Here is a 14,804-nt window from a genome sequence, read left to right as displayed (position 1 = left end):
CATTCATGCGCGCGCACGGCTTCTGGGACAAGCGCGAGTTCGTCACGGTGGAAATCTCGGGCGACCTCTTCACCATCGTCGACATCGGCATGCGCATGCTGACGCCGCGCGAGCTGTTCTCGGCGCAGGGCTTTCCGCCCGACTACATCATCGACCTTGAATACAACGGCAAGCCGCTGCCCAAGAGCGACCAGATCGCCTGTTGCGGCAACAGCGTCTCGCCACCGATGGCGGCGGCGCTGGTAGCGGCCAATTGCGGCCACCTGATGCGATACCGGGAGGCTGCGGAGTGAGCGAGGAAGCCACAATCCGGCGCGGCGTCCGCAACGCCCGCTATACCACGGTGCCGAACCACGTCTTCGAAGACGTGCGTCTCTCCATGGAGGCGCGCTGGCTGCTGGGCTATCTCCTGTCGAAGCCGGACAACTGGACCGTCATCCTCGGCGACATCGCCAGGCGCGGCGGCTGCGGGCGCGACAAGGCGCGCAAGATCGTCAACGAGCTGGTTAAGTACGGCTACGCCGACAAGGAACAGGAGCGCGAGGACGGGCGCTTCGGCAAGCTCTCGCTGGTCATCTTCGACGAGCCGCGCGAGCTGCGCGACATTTCCGCCGGCGAATGTGTTGCATCTTTACCGCAGACTGAAAACCCGTCGACGGTGATGCCGTCGACGGTGAATCCAACACTAGTAAATACTGATGGTTTAGCAAAACCTGACAGTAATTTTGAGAGAGAGCGCGAGCGCGAGGATCGACGAAGATCAGAGGCGCTTTTCTACAAATCGTTCAAGGGATGGGACCGCTTCGACGTCTCGCCCAAGCCGCCGATGCTGGCCGAGTGGTTCAAGCTTTCCGCCGCTGATCAGACCGAGTGCGCTCCGTGCGTGCCGCTGTTCCTGGCCGAGTGCCGCAAGGCTGGTGTCAAGCAGGCCTGCGCCGTGGCCACCTTCATCAAGGATCGTATGTGGGTGCCGTTCCTGCCGCGTCTGGCGGCTGCGACTGCGCCAGCGCAGGAAGCCACCGCGGCACCCTTCGGCAAGCTGTGGCAGGCAGCCCGGATGAAGCAGCTGTTGGTCGCTGAAAAGGCACCAATGCCGCCGTTGACCCGCTTTCAGCGCGATGCCGTAGCAGCCGGCACGTTGGACGGTGAAGCCATGCTGATGGAGCGGCAGGCCAAGTACGGATGGCCGGCCGTCAACGCGATGCACGACCGCGCCCGCTTCGGCAACGGCGTGACCGTGTCGGCCAAGCTTCAGCCGCTGGCCGAACTGATGGAACAGGTTCGTGTCGGCGGCGTGCTTTGGGCGGAATGGGAGGCCGCACACCGGCTGCGCGGCTGGCCATGGCTGCCTGCACCCGGAAACGTCGAATGGGTGTGGATGCCGGCTGGCGGGCCGGCAGGGCTGGAAGCGTTTGAACAAGCGGTGCGAGGAAACCATGATGCGGGCGGACGTGAAGCGGCTGAGTGATGCGGAAGTGATCGGCCCGACCGATCGGCACACGGCTGTTATCGACAAGGTGCGTGCCACTACACGTCGCAGCCAGGCGCTGCTTGCGGCGGCAGGTCAGAGCGAATCAGCGCTGCACTGGTACGTGATCAGGACTGATGCGCACGCCGAAATGGCTGTGGATAACCTGCTCACCTCGGCCAATGTCGAGCACTGGTTGCCGTTCATGAAGGTGGCGGATCGTCGTCGCGGCGGGCGTAAACGGGCCTGCCGCGAGCCGCTCGAGGTGCTTGCGTGGCCTGGTTACATGTTCGTCCGTGTGGTGTCCTCGCCCGAAGCGTGGGCTGGTTTGAGGACGGTCAAAGGCATCCTCGGCGTGCTCGGTGCAGATGAGAAGCCATTCCCCGTAAAGCATGAGAAAGTCTTGCAATTAAAGGTTTTCCTCGAAGGCAACGTGATCGCCATCGGCGAGATCGCCAAGGGGCTGAAGGTGGGTGAGCTGGTGAGGGTGAACCAGGGTCCATTCGCCAGCTTCCCCGGCACGGTCAGCGAACTGTGTGACGATGGTCGCGCGCGCGTCGAGGTCATGATCTTCGGGCGTGCTGTGCCTGTTACGCTTGGGCTTGATCAGATCGATAAAGGATAGTAGCGAATCCCACCCAGGACGCCCTGACAGAGTCGCACACCGATACGGTGGCAGCGCCAGCAGGACCCAGGTGAAGCACCCCCAGCTTCACCGCAATGGAAAAGATTCCAGACAAATGAGCAGCAACACAGCGCCCTGGCGGCGCTGGTATAAGACCGCTGATTGGCAGCGTGTACGTGAGCGCATCCTGCTTCGCGACATGTACACATGCCGCAAGACAGGCGTGCTGCTGATCGGGAAGCACCCTGCCCCGAACAGCCCAGTCATCCACCACGACAAGGAACATCGTGGCGACGAGGTGCTGTTCTGGGATGAAGACAACCTGATGGCCGTGTCCAAGGAATGGCACGACAGCGAAGCGCAGAAGGCCGAGCAGGTCAGCCTGCAACAGCGAGGCGTCTGGTACTGACCATCGCCGACCGACCAGGGGGGGCGGGTCGAAAGTCTGGAAGCCCCTCCCCGCCGGACCCGCGTCCCCCACATTCGGAGATTTTTTTCTGATGGAGCCGAATTTTGACCTGTTCGGTCAGCCGGTTCGTGAGGGCTTCGGTAACCGCGGCCGTCCGCCGTATGAGCCGACTGAAAAAGATCGCAACAAAGTCAAGCTGTTGATGGCGCTGGGCTGGGTCAACAGCCGGATCGCCAACGCTCTTGGCATCTCGCCGGCGACGTTGAAGCGGTATTTTAGAGCCGACATGAAAGAGCGCGACGCCATGCGCGATCGGCTCGACGCGAGGCGCTTCGAGATCGCCCTCGAGCAAGCCAATGCCGGCAACGTCACGGCCTTGCGTGAACTCGGCGCCATGATCGACCGCAACGACCGCATGACGATCGAGGCCTCCATGGGCAAGGGCAGCGACCAGCCGGCGGCCTCGAAAGACAAGGTCGGCAAGAAGATGATCGACGAGCAGCGCGCCCATGCCGCCGACGCCGATCTGATGGCAGAACTCGAAAGCGAAGCCGCCACACAGAATGCTCGACACTGAGGCGCTGCCGCGGTTCGCGTGCCCCGACTGGTGGGAGCGCATCAAGGCCGGGCAAACGCCCATGGCCGATGTTCCGCTCAACCAGGAGAAGGCCGCCAAGGCTCTGGCGTTCTTCAACCGGCTGAAGCTGCCGGACGTGCCTGGCAATCCGCCGTTGTCGGAGGCGTGCGGCGAATGGTTCCGCGAGATCCTGTGCGCCTTCCTGGCCAGCGAGGATCCGGAGACCAAGCAACGCCTGGTGTGGGAACTGCTTTGCATGGTTCCCAAGAAGAACTCGAAGACGACTTATGTTGCGGCCCTCGGCCTCACCGCGCTGTTCATGGAGGAAGCGCCGAATCGGCAAATGCTGATCGTGGCGCCAAGCCAGAACATTTCGGAGCGGTGCTTCGAACAGGCGCAGGGCATGATCAGGCTCGATGCCCGGCTCGATGCAATCTTCAAGGTGCAGGATCACTTGAAGTGCATCGAGCGCCGCAAAACCGGGACGCAGCTCAACGTCAAGACCTTCGACACGTCCATCGTCACCGGCGAAATACCGATCCTGACGATCATCGACGAACTGCACGAGCTCGGCAAGAAGAAGGGTGCCGCGGCCGTCATGCAGCAGATCAGAGGCGGCGGTATCACCATGCAGGGCGGTCAGGTCCTGATGATAACCACGCAGTCCGACGAGCAGCCGGCCGGCATCTGGAAAAATGAACTCGACAAGGCAAGGAAGATCCGGGATGGCAAGGGTGGCAGCGAGCCGATCCTGCTTCCCGTCCTCTACGAGTTCCCGCCCGATCAGCAGCGCGACCAGGCTTTCTGGCGCAATCAGCGTCACTGGAAGTATCTGCTGCCGAACATCGGTCGCTCGATCGACCCGCGACGCCTGATCGCCGATTATGAAAACAACGGTTCATCGACGGCGGAAACTGAACAGATCTGGGCCAGCCAGCATCTCAATATCGAGATCGGTGTCGGCCTGGCCGGCGACGGTTGGCGCGGCGCCGAATACTGGGAAGATTGCGCCGACGAGACGCTGACGTTGGAATCGCTGATCGAGCGGTCCGAGGTGGCTGTGGTCGGAGCCGACGGCGGCGGCCTTGATGATCTGTTCGGCATCTGTGTCATCGGGCGCGAGAAGGTGACGCGACGCTGGCTGGTATGGACCCATGCCTTCGCGCATCCCAAAGTCCTCGATGTGCGCAAGGAGATCGCGCCGCGGCTGCGCGATTTCGAGGCGGAGGGCTCGCTGACGTTCTGCGAGGTGTCGAAATACATCGAGAAGATCGCGGCGATCGCGGAACAGCTTCTCGAGGCTGGCTTGCTCCCGGAAAAGAACGCGGTCGGCTTCGATCCGAACAACATCGCTGCTTTCGTGGATGCGTTGGCGCTCAAGCAGATCACCGGCCTGATGCTGCATCGCCTTCGCCAGGGTCCGGCGCTGTCGCCGGCGTTGTGGGGTCTGGAGCACAAGCTCAGCGATGACACGATCAGCCATGACGGCTCGTCGATGATGGCCTGGTCGGTTGGCAACGTAAAGATCGAAGTCAAGGGCAACGGCAACATGGCCACCAAGCAAGCAGCCGGCCGCACCAAGATCGACCCGGTGATCGCCATGCTTTGCGCCGCGATCCTTATGAGCTGGAACCCTGAAGCGTCTGGCGGCCCGTCTGTCTATGAGACGCGTGGAATCATGGAGATCGAAGTCTGATGGGTTTCCGTCAACGCCTTGCGTCCATGGTGTTAGGCTCCGAATTGACGGCTTCGTCATTCGGCTCGTCGCAGGCCGTTTCGCAGCCGGATCATTGGCTTGTGCGTATGGTCGGCGGCGGAAAAACCAACGCTGGCGTTCGTGTCAGCGAGTATACGGCGCGCCACCTGCCGGTCGTCTATGCCTGCATCAATCGCATCGGCAATCCGGTCGCCAGCTTCCCACTCAACATCCTTCGCCCGGGCGACAATGGCGCAGAAGAGGCGACCGATCATCCGATGTCGGCGCGGCTGAAGCTGCGGCCCAATGATTTCATGAGTTCGCGGGCGCTCCGCAAGACCGTCCAGGGCCACGCTTTGCTGTGGGGCAACGGATACCTTGAAATCGAGCGCAACCAGGCTGGCCAGGCGATCGGCTTGTGGCCGCTGTTGCCCGACAAAACCGAACCGAAGAAAGAGAACGGCGACCTGTTCTTTCGCACCAATATCGACGGCAAGACCTTCGACATCGACCAGATCGACGTCATTCACATCATGGACCAGAGCCAGGACGGTTATCGCGGGCTCTCGCCGATCGCCATGGCGCGCCAGGCCATCGGGATGGGTCTCGCCATGGAGGAATTCGGCGGCAAATTTTTCGCCAACGATGCCAAGTCCGGCGGCTTCCTGATGCATCCCGGCAAGCTGTCCGACACCGCCAAGGGCAATCTTGGCGCACCGAAAGATAAGCGCACGGATCCGGGCTCCAGCCTTGAGAAACAGGGAGGGCTCGACAATGCCCACCGCGTCAAGGTGCTGGAAGAGGGGATGAAGTGGATTCAAACCACCATCCCGCCCGAGGATGCCCAGTTTCTTGGCAGCCGGGAATTCCAGATCGCCGAGATCGCCCGCATCTACGACGTGCCGCTGATCCTGCTGCAGAGCCAGGAGAAGACCACGTCGTGGGGTAGTGGCATTGAGCAGCTGCGCCTCGGCTTCTTCCAGCAGACGATCGCGCCATGGATCGACTGCTGGGAGCAGGAACTCAACTGGAAGCTGTTCACCGAAGCCGAGCGGCTGGCCGGCTACCATGTCAAATTCAACATGAACGCGCTGTTGCGCGGCGACATGGCCGGCCGCTCGGCCTTCTACAAGACGATGTTCGAGCTCGGCATGACGCTCAACCAGATCCTGGCGCTCGAAGACATGAACGGGATCGGGGACCAGGGCGACGTGCCATTCGTTTCCAACAACGTCCAGACGCTCGAACGTGCCATCAACCCGCCGGCGCCCGCGCCCGCCAAAGGCTTGCCGGCGTCGGACGCCGCCATTGAAGAGGAGGCAGCATGAAATACGCCCACATCCTTCTGGCGGTCGCGTCCGAGTTCTGGGCGATCGACGCGCAAAAGCTCGATCAGATCGTCGCGTTCCTGGTGTTGCAGGCTGATGGCGAGAAATACTCCGCCGAACAGATCGAGGCGCGGATCACGAAGCAGGCGGAGCGCGATGTTGCGCGCCGTGACGGTAGCGTCGCCGTGCTGCCCCTGCGCGGCGTCATCGCCAACCGCATGAACATGATGAATGACATTTCGGGCGGGACCAGCTCTGAAAACTTCGGTCGCATGTTCGACGCCGCCATTGCCGATGAAGCCGTCAAGGCGATCATAGTCGACGTAGACAGCCCTGGCGGTGTCGTGTCCGGCACCGATGAGCTGTCGTCGAAGATCTTTGCCGCGCGTGGAACCAAGCCAATCATCGCCCACGTCAACCCGATGGCGGCAAGCGCCGCCTACTGGATTGCCACGGCTGCGGACGAAATGGTTTTGAGCCCGTCGGCGGAGGTCGGCTCGATCGGCGTCGTTGGCGTGCACGACGACATCAGCGCCGCCTTGGAAAAGGCCGGTGTGAAGAAGACCGTCATCAGTGCCGGCAAATTCAAGGCTGAAGGCGCGCCCTTCATGCCGCTCGGCGAAGAGGCGCTCGCGCACCGCCAAGAGCGCGTCAACGCCTACTATGATCAGTTCGTCCGAGCTGTCTCCCGGAACCGCGGCGCATCGCTGTCGGCGGTCCGAGACGGGTTCGGGCAGGGCCGCATGGTCATGGCGGCGGACGCCGTCGCCTCCGGCATGGCCGACAGGATCGGCACACTTGACGAAACCATTGCCCGGTTCGGGGCCCCCGCGCAGCCGACCAGGCGTGTTGCCGCCGAGCGCATGCGCCGCGCGGCGGAATTCTAACCCTTTCGACCCTTTCGACGTTCGAAACTTCGCTCGCGGACCGGCGTGGGCGTCGATCTCTCTTGTCCGGTTTCTCAGCGAAAGGAAAATCCAATGCTGACCAAACGTTCCGCCGCACTGTTTGGCGGCGTCTTCCTTGCATGCCTCGCCATCGCAGCCGTGATGGTGTTTGCACCTGACGCGGCTCACGCCGTCCAGCACTTCGCCGGCGGCGGCGATCACCACACGCTGATGGCCGAGATCGGCCTCACGGCTCTGCGCGCCAAGCGCGTCGACGTTGTCGGTAAGATGAAGACCATCATCGAGAAAGCCGAGACCGAAGACCGCGACCTTAGCGCCGAGGAAATTGCCGAGTATGACCAGCTGAAGCTGGACAAGGCGAGCCTCGACGCCCGTATTGAACGCGCAACCGATCTCGAAACTGCAACCGATGCGCTGGGCGCCGCGGTTCCGGCTCGCGCACGCCAGGCTGGTCTGCCCCGCCCGGGCGGCGACCCTGCAGCCCGTGACTTCGAAAATATGGGCGAGTTCATGCATTCCGTCCGCTTCCGCCCGAGCGATCAGCGTCTCAACTTCGTTGAGGGCGCCGGCAGCGAGGGTAGCGACGAACTCAACGCCGAGTTCCGCATGGATAACGGTCCGTCTGGCGGTTTCATGATCCCTCCGCAGCTGCGGTCGGTCATCATGAGCGTGCCGCCGCAGGATGCCTTGGTGCGGCCTCGCGCTAACGTCATCGAAGCCGGTGATCCGCCGGATGCGGGCATCACCATGCCTGCGCTCGACCAGACCGGGGCGAATCCCGCCAATATGTTCGGCGGCATGTCGTTCTCGTGGATTGGTGAGGGCGACGAAAAGCCGGAAACCGATGCCAAGCTGCGCGAGTTCACGCTGACCCCGTACGAAATCGCCGGCATCGTGACGGTTACCGACAAGCTGCTCCGCAACTGGCGCGCCTCCGCCAGCTTCATCGAAAATCTGATGCGTGGCGGTGTCTCGGCGGCCGAGGACTATGCCTTCCTTCGCGGAGACGGCAACAAGAAGCCTCTCGGTGTCATCAATGCCGGTGCCACCAAGTGGATCAACCGTGCGAATGCCAATCAGGTTGGCTATGTCGACCTGGTCAACATCGTCGCGCGGCTTCTGATGCGTGGCGCGACCCAGCCGGTCTGGTCGATTCCGCAGGCCGTGTTGCCTCAGATCGCGCTGCTGACGGATCCGGAAGGCCATTACATCTGGCAGGCCAACGCCAAGGACGGGTTCGCCGGCACGCTGCTCGGCTATCCCGTTCGCTGGAACAACCGCGCTCCCGGCCTTGGTAGCAAGGGTGACGTCCTCCTGGCGGACTGGTCTTACTACGTCATCAAGGACGGCTCCGGCCCGTTCGTAGCGACCTCGGAACACGTCAAGTTCACTCAGAACAAGACCGTGATCAAAATCTTCTGGAACGTCGACGGTGCGCCTTGGCTCACCGCCCCGATCAAGGAAGAGAACGGTTACGACGTCTCTCCCTTCGTCGGCCTCGACGTTCCGGCCTAAGCGCCTTTAGCAGGCTCCCCGGTCGCCGCCTTCGTGCGGCGGCCCGTTCCTTCCCTCTTCATCATCTCAAAATCTAACAGGAAAGGGTCCGCAGATGCGCGACTTCATGAATCGCATGGATATGCGCCGGGCAATCAGCCCGGCCGTTGCCGGAACCGACAACACCGCCATCGTGTCGCAGATCATCGACACGGCAGGATACGAAGGTCTGGTGTTTGCAATCAACGTCGGCGCCAACACTGACGCCAACGCCACCTTTGCTGTCACCATGGATCATGGTGACATAGCCAATCTCTCGGACGCCGCGGCTGTGCCTGCCGCGAGCCTTACGGGCACACTTGCCCTGGCTGGCTTCACAGCGGCTTCCGACGACAATAAGCTCCGCAAAATCGGCTACGTCGGGTCGAAGCGCTACGTGCGCCTGACGATCACGCCGACGGGCAACGATGCCGGCAACATCTACGTCGACGCGATCGCGTTGCTGTTCGGCGCACGCTACGCCCCGACGGCTAATCCGCCGGCGTAAATTGCATCGCCTGCGCCGGCGTCGCCGGCGGTAACCCCGCACAATCGGAGAGTGAAATGTCGAAAGCACTAGTTGTGCTTGCTGAATGCGTGGATGTGCGCAGCGGCAAGCGTTTCGAACGAGGCGACGTATTCCAGCCGGCACCAAGCCTGGAACAGGCCAGACGTCTGATCAGGGCCGGTTGTCTGCCGGAAGCCGCCATAGATGCTGCGATCGATTCCGAAACCGAGGCCGAAAGGCTGGCTGAGGAAGCCGCAGCCCAAGAAGCAGAGCGTGCCGCTGCTGAAGCCGCAGCCCAAGAGGCAGAGCGTGCGGCGGCTGAAGCCGCTGCTGAAGAAGCAGAGCGTGCCGCTGATGAAGCCGCGGCCAAGTCTAAGAAAAAGTGACCATGGACATCGTCGTCATCACGCCGCCCGCTCCCGTCGTCACCCTCGAGGAGGCGAAGGCTCATCTGCCTGTGGATTTTGGTGACGACGATCTCTTGATCACCGCGATGATTGCTGCTGTTCAAGGCAACATCGACGGTCCCGATGGCTGGCTTGGCCGCGCTATCGGCGTTCAGACTTTGGAAATGCGGCTGCCCTCGTTTTGCGGTCGCGACGGCAGCAGCTGCATTCCGCTGCGCTGCCCCCCGGTAACCGCTCCGGTTTCGGTCAAGTATCTCGATGGCGATGGTGTCGACCAGACCTTCGACAGCGCGTCATACCGTCTTGTCGGCGACGACATGATCGCTCCCGCCTACAATGTCAGTTGGCCGTCAGCGCGACTGGACCACGAAAGCATCCGTATCCGTTACACCGCCGGCTATGAAGAGGTGCCAGCGCCAATCAAGGCCGCGATCCTGCTTCATGTCGGCCACCTCTATGCCAATCGCGAGGCGGTGAGCCTTGAGAATATCGCGACCGAACTTCCCCTCGGCGTTCAGTGGCTCCTTTCGCCATATCGGCGCTGGTAACCCCTCTAAACCCGGAGACTTCTAATGACCGACCTTGCCATCACCGCGACACTGGTTGTCGCCGGCGCAAACGCCGTCACCGATTCCGCTTCCGCTGGCGAAGCAATCGCCGCTGGTAAGGAAATCTACCTCTCCAGCACCACGAAAAAGCTGATGCTGGCCGATTCCAACTCGGCGACCGTCGAAGCGCGCAAGGCGATCGGCACGGCTTTGAACGGCGGCGCGCTCGATCAGCCGATCAAGTATCAGAAGAGCGGCGATCTCGTCATCGGCGCCACCCTGACGCCTGGCGTGCCGTATTTTCTCTCCGACACGCCTGGCGGCATCTGTCCGCTCGCCGATGTCGGTACTGGCGAGTATGTCTGCATGGTCGGCATCGCAAAATCGGCCACTGTGCTGACGCTCGATTACCAGTTCCCCAACGTCGCCAACTGACCATGTGGGTTCGCTTCACAGGTGACTTCGATTTTTCGCCGGCCGCGCTCGGCGGCCGGTCGACCACGGCCTATCGCGCCGGGATGGAGTTGAACGTCACCCGCGAATGCGCCGACCTGGCTGTTGCCAAGGGCAAGGCCGTCAGGGGGAGGAAGCCGCGCAAGGGTGCGCTTTTCGTGGAGCAGGCCGATGGCGAAACCGACAGGCGGTAAGCTCATCGAGCGCGTGGCGTTCGATCTGAAGGGCACCGCGCCGGACGGCGCCGGCGGCACCACTACCGCTTTCACGGAGCAGTTCCAGTGCCGCGCCGGCTATATCCATCTGCGCGGCGGCGAAGGCGTCCAGGCGGCGCGCCTGCAGGGGCAGCATCCGCAAGTCATCCAGGTGCGCTCATCGCTGCTGACGCGCGGCGTCACCACCGATTGGCGGATCCGGGATGTGCGCTCAGGCGCTGTCTTCAACATCCGCGACATCACGCCTGGCCTCGACCGGCAGTTCCTCGATTTCCTCTGCCAGAAGGGTGTGGCGGTCTGATGCAGATCAAGGGCAAGGATAAGTTCCTGGCACAGATCGCGGCGTTGCCGGCGGCGATGCGCGAGGAGATCACCAAGGCGCTCACCACATCGGCGGAAGAGACGACGGATCTCATGAAGCGCTTCGCACCGAAAGAGACCGGCCGGCTTGCCGCCTCCATCGGCTACGCCTTCGGTGAGGCGCCGAAAGGCACTTCACTCAGCACCGCAGCCAACGCGCGCGCAGCGAAGTCTGAAACCGGGCTTTCCGTCACCATGTATGCCGGCGGCGGCGAAGCGTTCTACGCACGGTTTCAGGAATTCGGCACCGTTAAGATGTCGGCCAACCCGTTCTTCTATCCCGGTTTTCGTTTCGGCAAGAACCGCGCCAAGGCGAGGCTCGGCCGCGCCATCCGCAACGGCGCGAAAAAGGCGTTCAACAAATGATCGGGGCTGAGGTCCAGAAGGCGCTCTTCGCCGCGCTGAACGGCGTGACGCTTGCTGGCGCCAACGTTTTCGACCAGGTGCCGGAGGCTAACCCCTTCCCGCGCATCACCATCGGCGACGAACAGGTGATTGATGACGGCAACACCTGCCAGGATGGATGGGAAGTGTTTTCGGACGTCCATTGCTGGTCGCGGCCGGACGCTGGATCGAAGGTCGAGGTCAAGACGCTCGCCGGCGAGGTTGTCACCGCCGTGTCCGCGATAGTCGCCATCGCCGGCTTTTCGCTGGTGTCGATCGAGCATCAGACCACGCGCGTCTTCCGCGATCCGGACGGCCTCACCGAACACGCCGTCGTTTCCTTCCGGGCTCTGATCGACCCGGCCTAACCCGGCCCGGGACGGGCAATCAACCAAAGGAGAACCACCACCATGACCGCTGTGCCTCGCGTTACCGGGTCGAAGCTGCTCGTCCAGATCGGCAACGGCGCTGACCCCGAAGTCTTCGACCACGACTGTCTGATCAACACCAAGCGTGGTGTGCAGTTCAGTTCCGAAACGACGGACACCATCATGCCGGACTGCGACAACCCGGAGGATCCGGCGTGGAAGTCGGTTTCAAAGGATGGGCTTCAGGCCACCATCTCCGGCGCCGGCATGCTCTATGCCGCCTCGCTCGGCGAATGGTGGGACTGGTACAACAGCGACGATTCCAAGAACGTCCGCTTCAACGTGACGACGGCCGGCTACTGGCAGGGCGCATTCAAGCTCACCCAGTTCGAAGTGACCGCCGACGGCAACAAGGACACCGCGACCACAACGCAAACGCTGGTGTCGGATGGTGCGGTCGCCTGGACTGCAGCCTGATGAATCGCCACGGCGCCATAGACATCGAATGGGCGGGAGGATCACACACCTTCCGCCTTGGCCTCGATCAGATCGAGGAACTGGAAGCCGCCGTCGACATGTCGATCTTCGTGCTGCACGCGGCCATGAGCGCCGATCTGCCGTTCGCGCGCGTCAAGCATTACTCCGAGACCATCCGCATCGGCCTGATCGGCGGCGGCATGAAGCCGATCGAGGCGCGCGTTCTGGTCAGGCGCTATGTCGACGAGCGGCCGTTGAGCGAGAGTGTCGCGCTCGGCCAGGTCATCCTGCGTGCCGCGATGGAGCGGGTGCATTCGGCGACGCTGGAGGAAGACGAGCCGGGGGAACAGCAGGCGCCGAAGTCAAACGCCTCGACTTCGGCGCCATCCGTGCCAATGCCGTCCTGATGAACGTCGGCAACGTCGGCGATCTGTCGATCGGCCAATGGGTTGCCGTCGTCAGGATGTGGAACGAAGCCCATGCGCCAGCGGACGCCGTCGCGCCGCCGTCGCAAAAGGAGTTTGAAGCGGCGGTCCTGCAAGCTCGCAGTCTTCACTAGCTGTAGCCCAGTGCCGAGCAATTGCGGACCAGAATCCTGACAAAATCCGTGTTGTCGTTGTCGCGATACCTCTTGTCGGACATCGTCTTGCAGAACGCCCTCACCTTGTCGGTTTCATAGGGTTTGGCATTTGCCAGGCTGAAGAGTTCTAGCCGTGCGCCGTCTCGGCCTGCGGCAATCTCGGATCGCAGGCGGTAGCTGCTGTATTCGCCCCAAGCAAAATAACCGCCGGCAGCGATGACGATGCAGCACGCGACGGCAATGAGTCCTTTCAACCAGTTTTCCAAAGGTCCCCTCCCTCATGGCGATCGAAGCCGAGCGGCTGCTCGCGATCTTTGAAGCGAAATTCGATGCGCTTGACAAGGCCCTGGCCAAGTCGCGCGCGAATGCAGGCGTGTCGTTCGCCGGCATCGAAGCCGATGGCACGCGCGTCGAGAATGCGCTGTCGCGGATCGGAGCGCGCGGAACGCCCGGCATCGACCGTGCGGCAAAGTCCATCCAGAACACCCGCCTCCAGACCAGCAACCTGGCAGCCCAATTGAACGACATCGGCGTGCAGCTGGCCGGCGGCCAGTCGCCGTTCCTGATCGCCATCCAGCAGGGAACCCAGATCAACCAGGCGCTCGGCTCGGCCGGCGCGAGGGGCGCTGTCACCGCTCTTGGCGGTGCCTTCGCTTCTCTGATCAATCCTGTCGGGCTGATGACGATCGCCATTATCACCTTAGGCGGCGCTGCGATCCAGTATTTCGCCAGCGTTTTTTCAGGCGGCGAGAAATCCGCTGAGACGCTGCAGAAGGAAGCCAGCCTCATTCAGGAGGTGGCGGCCAAGTGGGGCGATGCGCTTCCCGGCATCAAGGCCTATGCCGACGAGCGGGCGCGCCTCGCCGCTCAGGCCAATATCCAAGGCGCTGCGCAGTCGGTCATTGAAGGGTCGTTCGAAGGTGCGCGAACCACCATCAACGAAATCCGCTCCGACCTCGGTCAGCTGATCGACGATCTCACCACGATGGGCGGCAAGGAAGCCGACGTGGGCAAATTGCAGGCCGCCTTTACCAGCCTCGACGGCAAGGTAGCCGACCAGACCGCGACCGCCGAAGATGCGAAGGTGGTTCAAGCCGCCCTCGCTGACATTCAGGTCAGCACCGGCATTCCTGCGGCCAATGCCCTCGCCGAGGCGTTCGGCAATCTGGCCGTCGCGATCGGCACCGCTTCCGCCGCGGCCGAAAAAGCGCGCGTCGACGCCGCACAGGCCGCGCAGGTGCTTTCGCCGCTTGGCACCGTTCCGCCGGTCTTCAGCGGCGGCGGCGCGTTTCAGGACGAAAACCAGGTCCAGAGCGACCGCGCCAATGCGACGAAGTCGCAATTCCAGATCGAGCAGGAAAAGGCCGCGCGTGCCGCGCGCAGCCCCGCCCGCCAGCGACTGACCGCCGACGACAAGATCGGCGAGGATATCCAGGCAATCCGCGACCGCACCGCGGCGCTTCAGCAGGAAGCGTCGATGATCGGTCTTTCCTTCGAAGAGCAGCAGAAGCGCAAGGTCGCGCTCGACCTCGAGCAGACGGCGCTGAAGCAGCTGCGCGAGGAGGCGCTGAAGAAGGGCCAGACCGACGTTTCGGCGATCCAGCTTTCACCGCAGCAGGTCGCTTCGATCAACGCCGTTGCTGAAGCCTATGCCCAGCAGGCGCAGCAGCTGAAGGATGCGCGCGAGGCGCAGGCCCTGCAGCGCGATGTGCTGCAGGGGGCATTCGGTGACCTGCGCTCGGCGCTCGATGACGGAAAGCTCGACTGGAAAGACCTCAGCGACATCGCCATCAATGCGCTCGACCGCATCATCGACAAGATCGAGAACGATCTGATCGATGCCATCCTTGAAGCCAACAACGCGGCGAGCAGCGGCGGTGGCGGCGGCATCCTCGGCAGCCTGCTCGGCGCCATTGGCCTTGGCGGCGGGGGCGGGTCCAGCGGCGGGGGCGGGCTTATC

Annotated in this window: 22 protein-coding genes; 21 read left to right on the top strand and 1 reads right to left on the bottom strand. The window is 62.8% G+C overall.

Going from position 1 to position 14,804, the window contains the following annotated elements:
• From EN749_RS16290 to EN749_RS37725, 20 genes are all read left to right on the top strand, one after another.
• The coding region (locus EN749_RS16290) for a DNA cytosine methyltransferase (RefSeq protein WP_189367554.1) at positions 1-293 on the top strand (293 nt) is incomplete at its 5' end.
• Complete coding sequence (locus EN749_RS16285) at positions 290-1,468, top strand: helix-turn-helix domain-containing protein (protein WP_128363535.1); 1,179 nt, start codon at positions 290-292, stop codon at positions 1,466-1,468. The genes EN749_RS16290 and EN749_RS16285, both read left to right, overlap by 4 nt.
• A complete protein-coding gene (locus EN749_RS16280; protein ID WP_128363534.1) occupies positions 1,437-2,093 on the top strand; it encodes a transcription termination/antitermination protein NusG in 657 nt (218 codons plus the stop codon). The genes EN749_RS16285 and EN749_RS16280 overlap by 32 nt, the downstream gene beginning before the upstream one ends.
• A gap of 115 nt (positions 2,094-2,208) precedes the next feature.
• Positions 2,209-2,502: an HNH endonuclease gene (locus tag EN749_RS16275; RefSeq protein WP_128363533.1), complete on the top strand. Its 294-nt coding sequence runs from the start codon at positions 2,209-2,211 to the stop codon at positions 2,500-2,502.
• A gap of 91 nt (positions 2,503-2,593) precedes the next feature.
• A complete protein-coding gene (locus tag EN749_RS16270) occupies positions 2,594-3,079 on the top strand; it encodes an AraC family transcriptional regulator (protein WP_128363532.1) in 486 nt (161 codons plus the stop codon).
• A gap of 61 nt (positions 3,080-3,140) precedes the next feature.
• Complete coding sequence (locus EN749_RS16265; protein WP_245491424.1) at positions 3,141-4,775, top strand: terminase TerL endonuclease subunit; 1,635 nt, start codon at positions 3,141-3,143, stop codon at positions 4,773-4,775.
• Positions 4,775-6,103 carry a phage portal protein gene (locus EN749_RS16260; RefSeq protein WP_245491422.1) on the top strand — a complete coding sequence of 443 codons (1,329 nt, stop codon included), beginning with the start codon at positions 4,775-4,777 and terminating at the stop codon, positions 6,101-6,103. Before EN749_RS16265 ends, EN749_RS16260 begins: the two co-directional genes overlap by 1 nt.
• The gene (locus EN749_RS16255; protein ID WP_128363530.1) at positions 6,100-6,990 is read left to right on the top strand and encodes a S49 family peptidase; all 891 of its coding nucleotides are present in this window, start codon (positions 6,100-6,102) and stop codon (positions 6,988-6,990) included. Before EN749_RS16260 ends, EN749_RS16255 begins: the two co-directional genes overlap by 4 nt.
• 231 nt (positions 6,991-7,221) lie before the next feature.
• Positions 7,222-8,526, top strand: coding sequence for a phage major capsid protein (locus EN749_RS16250; protein ID WP_128363529.1), 1,305 nt, complete (start codon positions 7,222-7,224; stop codon positions 8,524-8,526).
• Between the two features lie 94 nt (positions 8,527-8,620).
• Entirely contained in the window at positions 8,621-9,052 is a 432-nt protein-coding gene (locus EN749_RS16245; RefSeq protein WP_128363528.1) for a hypothetical protein, read from the top strand.
• A gap of 56 nt (positions 9,053-9,108) precedes the next feature.
• On the top strand, positions 9,109-9,438 hold the full coding sequence (locus EN749_RS16240; RefSeq protein WP_128363527.1) for a hypothetical protein: 330 nt from the start codon (positions 9,109-9,111) through the stop codon (positions 9,436-9,438).
• 2 nt (positions 9,439-9,440) lie between these two features.
• On the top strand, positions 9,441-10,007 hold the full coding sequence (locus EN749_RS16235) for a head-tail connector protein (protein WP_128363526.1): 567 nt from the start codon (positions 9,441-9,443) through the stop codon (positions 10,005-10,007).
• A gap of 24 nt (positions 10,008-10,031) precedes the next feature.
• On the top strand, positions 10,032-10,442 hold the full coding sequence (locus EN749_RS16230) for a hypothetical protein (protein WP_128363525.1): 411 nt from the start codon (positions 10,032-10,034) through the stop codon (positions 10,440-10,442).
• A 2-nt stretch (positions 10,443-10,444) separates the two neighbouring features.
• Entirely contained in the window at positions 10,445-10,654 is a 210-nt protein-coding gene (locus EN749_RS16225) for a hypothetical protein (protein WP_128363524.1), read from the top strand.
• On the top strand, positions 10,632-10,976 hold the full coding sequence (locus EN749_RS16220) for a head-tail adaptor protein (RefSeq protein WP_128363523.1): 345 nt from the start codon (positions 10,632-10,634) through the stop codon (positions 10,974-10,976). Before EN749_RS16225 ends, EN749_RS16220 begins: the two co-directional genes overlap by 23 nt.
• Positions 10,976-11,401 carry an HK97-gp10 family putative phage morphogenesis protein gene (locus EN749_RS16215; protein ID WP_128363522.1) on the top strand — a complete coding sequence of 142 codons (426 nt, stop codon included), beginning with the start codon at positions 10,976-10,978 and terminating at the stop codon, positions 11,399-11,401. Before EN749_RS16220 ends, EN749_RS16215 begins: the two co-directional genes overlap by 1 nt.
• The gene (locus EN749_RS16210) at positions 11,398-11,787 is read left to right on the top strand and encodes a DUF3168 domain-containing protein (RefSeq protein ID WP_128363521.1); all 390 of its coding nucleotides are present in this window, start codon (positions 11,398-11,400) and stop codon (positions 11,785-11,787) included. Before EN749_RS16215 ends, EN749_RS16210 begins: the two co-directional genes overlap by 4 nt.
• 42 nt (positions 11,788-11,829) lie before the next feature.
• Positions 11,830-12,264, top strand: a complete 435-nt coding sequence (locus EN749_RS37730) for a hypothetical protein (protein WP_189367552.1) — start codon at positions 11,830-11,832, stop codon at positions 12,262-12,264.
• On the top strand, positions 12,264-12,671 hold the full coding sequence (locus EN749_RS16205; protein WP_189367550.1) for a gene transfer agent family protein: 408 nt from the start codon (positions 12,264-12,266) through the stop codon (positions 12,669-12,671). Before EN749_RS37730 ends, EN749_RS16205 begins: the two co-directional genes overlap by 1 nt.
• Positions 12,671-12,823: a hypothetical protein gene (locus EN749_RS37725; protein WP_189367548.1), complete on the top strand. Its 153-nt coding sequence runs from the start codon at positions 12,671-12,673 to the stop codon at positions 12,821-12,823. Before EN749_RS16205 ends, EN749_RS37725 begins: the two co-directional genes overlap by 1 nt.
• On the opposite strand, the gene EN749_RS16200 is transcribed toward EN749_RS37725, so the two are convergent.
• Positions 12,820-13,110, bottom strand: coding sequence for a hypothetical protein (locus tag EN749_RS16200; protein ID WP_128363519.1), 291 nt, complete (start codon positions 13,108-13,110; stop codon positions 12,820-12,822). The genes EN749_RS37725 and EN749_RS16200 overlap by 4 nt on opposite strands.
• Before the next feature lie 14 nt (positions 13,111-13,124).
• Between EN749_RS16200 and EN749_RS16195 the strand changes: the two genes are divergently transcribed.
• A partial coding sequence (locus EN749_RS16195) for a phage tail length tape measure family protein (RefSeq protein WP_128363518.1) occupies positions 13,125-14,804 on the top strand: 1,680 nt, incomplete at its 3' end.

The sequence above is a fragment of the Mesorhizobium sp. M7A.F.Ca.ET.027.02.1.1 genome, from assembly GCF_004022985.1.
In the GTDB taxonomy this organism is placed as follows: domain Bacteria; phylum Pseudomonadota; class Alphaproteobacteria; order Rhizobiales; family Rhizobiaceae; genus Mesorhizobium.
Note: the sequence above shows the minus strand (reverse complement) of the source record. Positions and strands in the feature narration are given on the sequence as shown.

Coding starts and splice junctions, on each gene's coding strand:
- EN749_RS16220 (WP_128363523.1), top strand. CDS start 10,632: ATGGCGAAACCGACAGGCGGTAAGCTCATCGAGCGCGTGGCGTTCGAT.
- EN749_RS16210 (WP_128363521.1), top strand. CDS start 11,398: ATGATCGGGGCTGAGGTCCAGAAGGCGCTCTTCGCCGCGCTGAACGGC.
- EN749_RS16270 (WP_128363532.1), top strand. CDS start 2,594: ATGGAGCCGAATTTTGACCTGTTCGGTCAGCCGGTTCGTGAGGGCTTC.
- EN749_RS16280 (WP_128363534.1), top strand. CDS start 1,437: ATGATGCGGGCGGACGTGAAGCGGCTGAGTGATGCGGAAGTGATCGGC.
- EN749_RS16205 (WP_189367550.1), top strand. CDS start 12,264: ATGAATCGCCACGGCGCCATAGACATCGAATGGGCGGGAGGATCACAC.
- EN749_RS16225 (WP_128363524.1), top strand. CDS start 10,445: ATGTGGGTTCGCTTCACAGGTGACTTCGATTTTTCGCCGGCCGCGCTC.
- EN749_RS37725 (WP_189367548.1), top strand. CDS start 12,671: ATGAACGTCGGCAACGTCGGCGATCTGTCGATCGGCCAATGGGTTGCC.
- EN749_RS16260 (WP_245491422.1), top strand. CDS start 4,775: ATGGGTTTCCGTCAACGCCTTGCGTCCATGGTGTTAGGCTCCGAATTG.
- EN749_RS16275 (WP_128363533.1), top strand. CDS start 2,209: ATGAGCAGCAACACAGCGCCCTGGCGGCGCTGGTATAAGACCGCTGAT.
- EN749_RS16240 (WP_128363527.1), top strand. CDS start 9,109: ATGTCGAAAGCACTAGTTGTGCTTGCTGAATGCGTGGATGTGCGCAGC.
- EN749_RS16245 (WP_128363528.1), top strand. CDS start 8,621: ATGCGCGACTTCATGAATCGCATGGATATGCGCCGGGCAATCAGCCCG.
- EN749_RS16255 (WP_128363530.1), top strand. CDS start 6,100: ATGAAATACGCCCACATCCTTCTGGCGGTCGCGTCCGAGTTCTGGGCG.
- EN749_RS16265 (WP_245491424.1), top strand. CDS start 3,141: ATGGCCGATGTTCCGCTCAACCAGGAGAAGGCCGCCAAGGCTCTGGCG.
- EN749_RS16215 (WP_128363522.1), top strand. CDS start 10,976: ATGCAGATCAAGGGCAAGGATAAGTTCCTGGCACAGATCGCGGCGTTG.
- EN749_RS16235 (WP_128363526.1), top strand. CDS start 9,441: ATGGACATCGTCGTCATCACGCCGCCCGCTCCCGTCGTCACCCTCGAG.
- EN749_RS37730 (WP_189367552.1), top strand. CDS start 11,830: ATGACCGCTGTGCCTCGCGTTACCGGGTCGAAGCTGCTCGTCCAGATC.
- EN749_RS16250 (WP_128363529.1), top strand. CDS start 7,222: ATGGCCGAGATCGGCCTCACGGCTCTGCGCGCCAAGCGCGTCGACGTT.
- EN749_RS16230 (WP_128363525.1), top strand. CDS start 10,032: ATGACCGACCTTGCCATCACCGCGACACTGGTTGTCGCCGGCGCAAAC.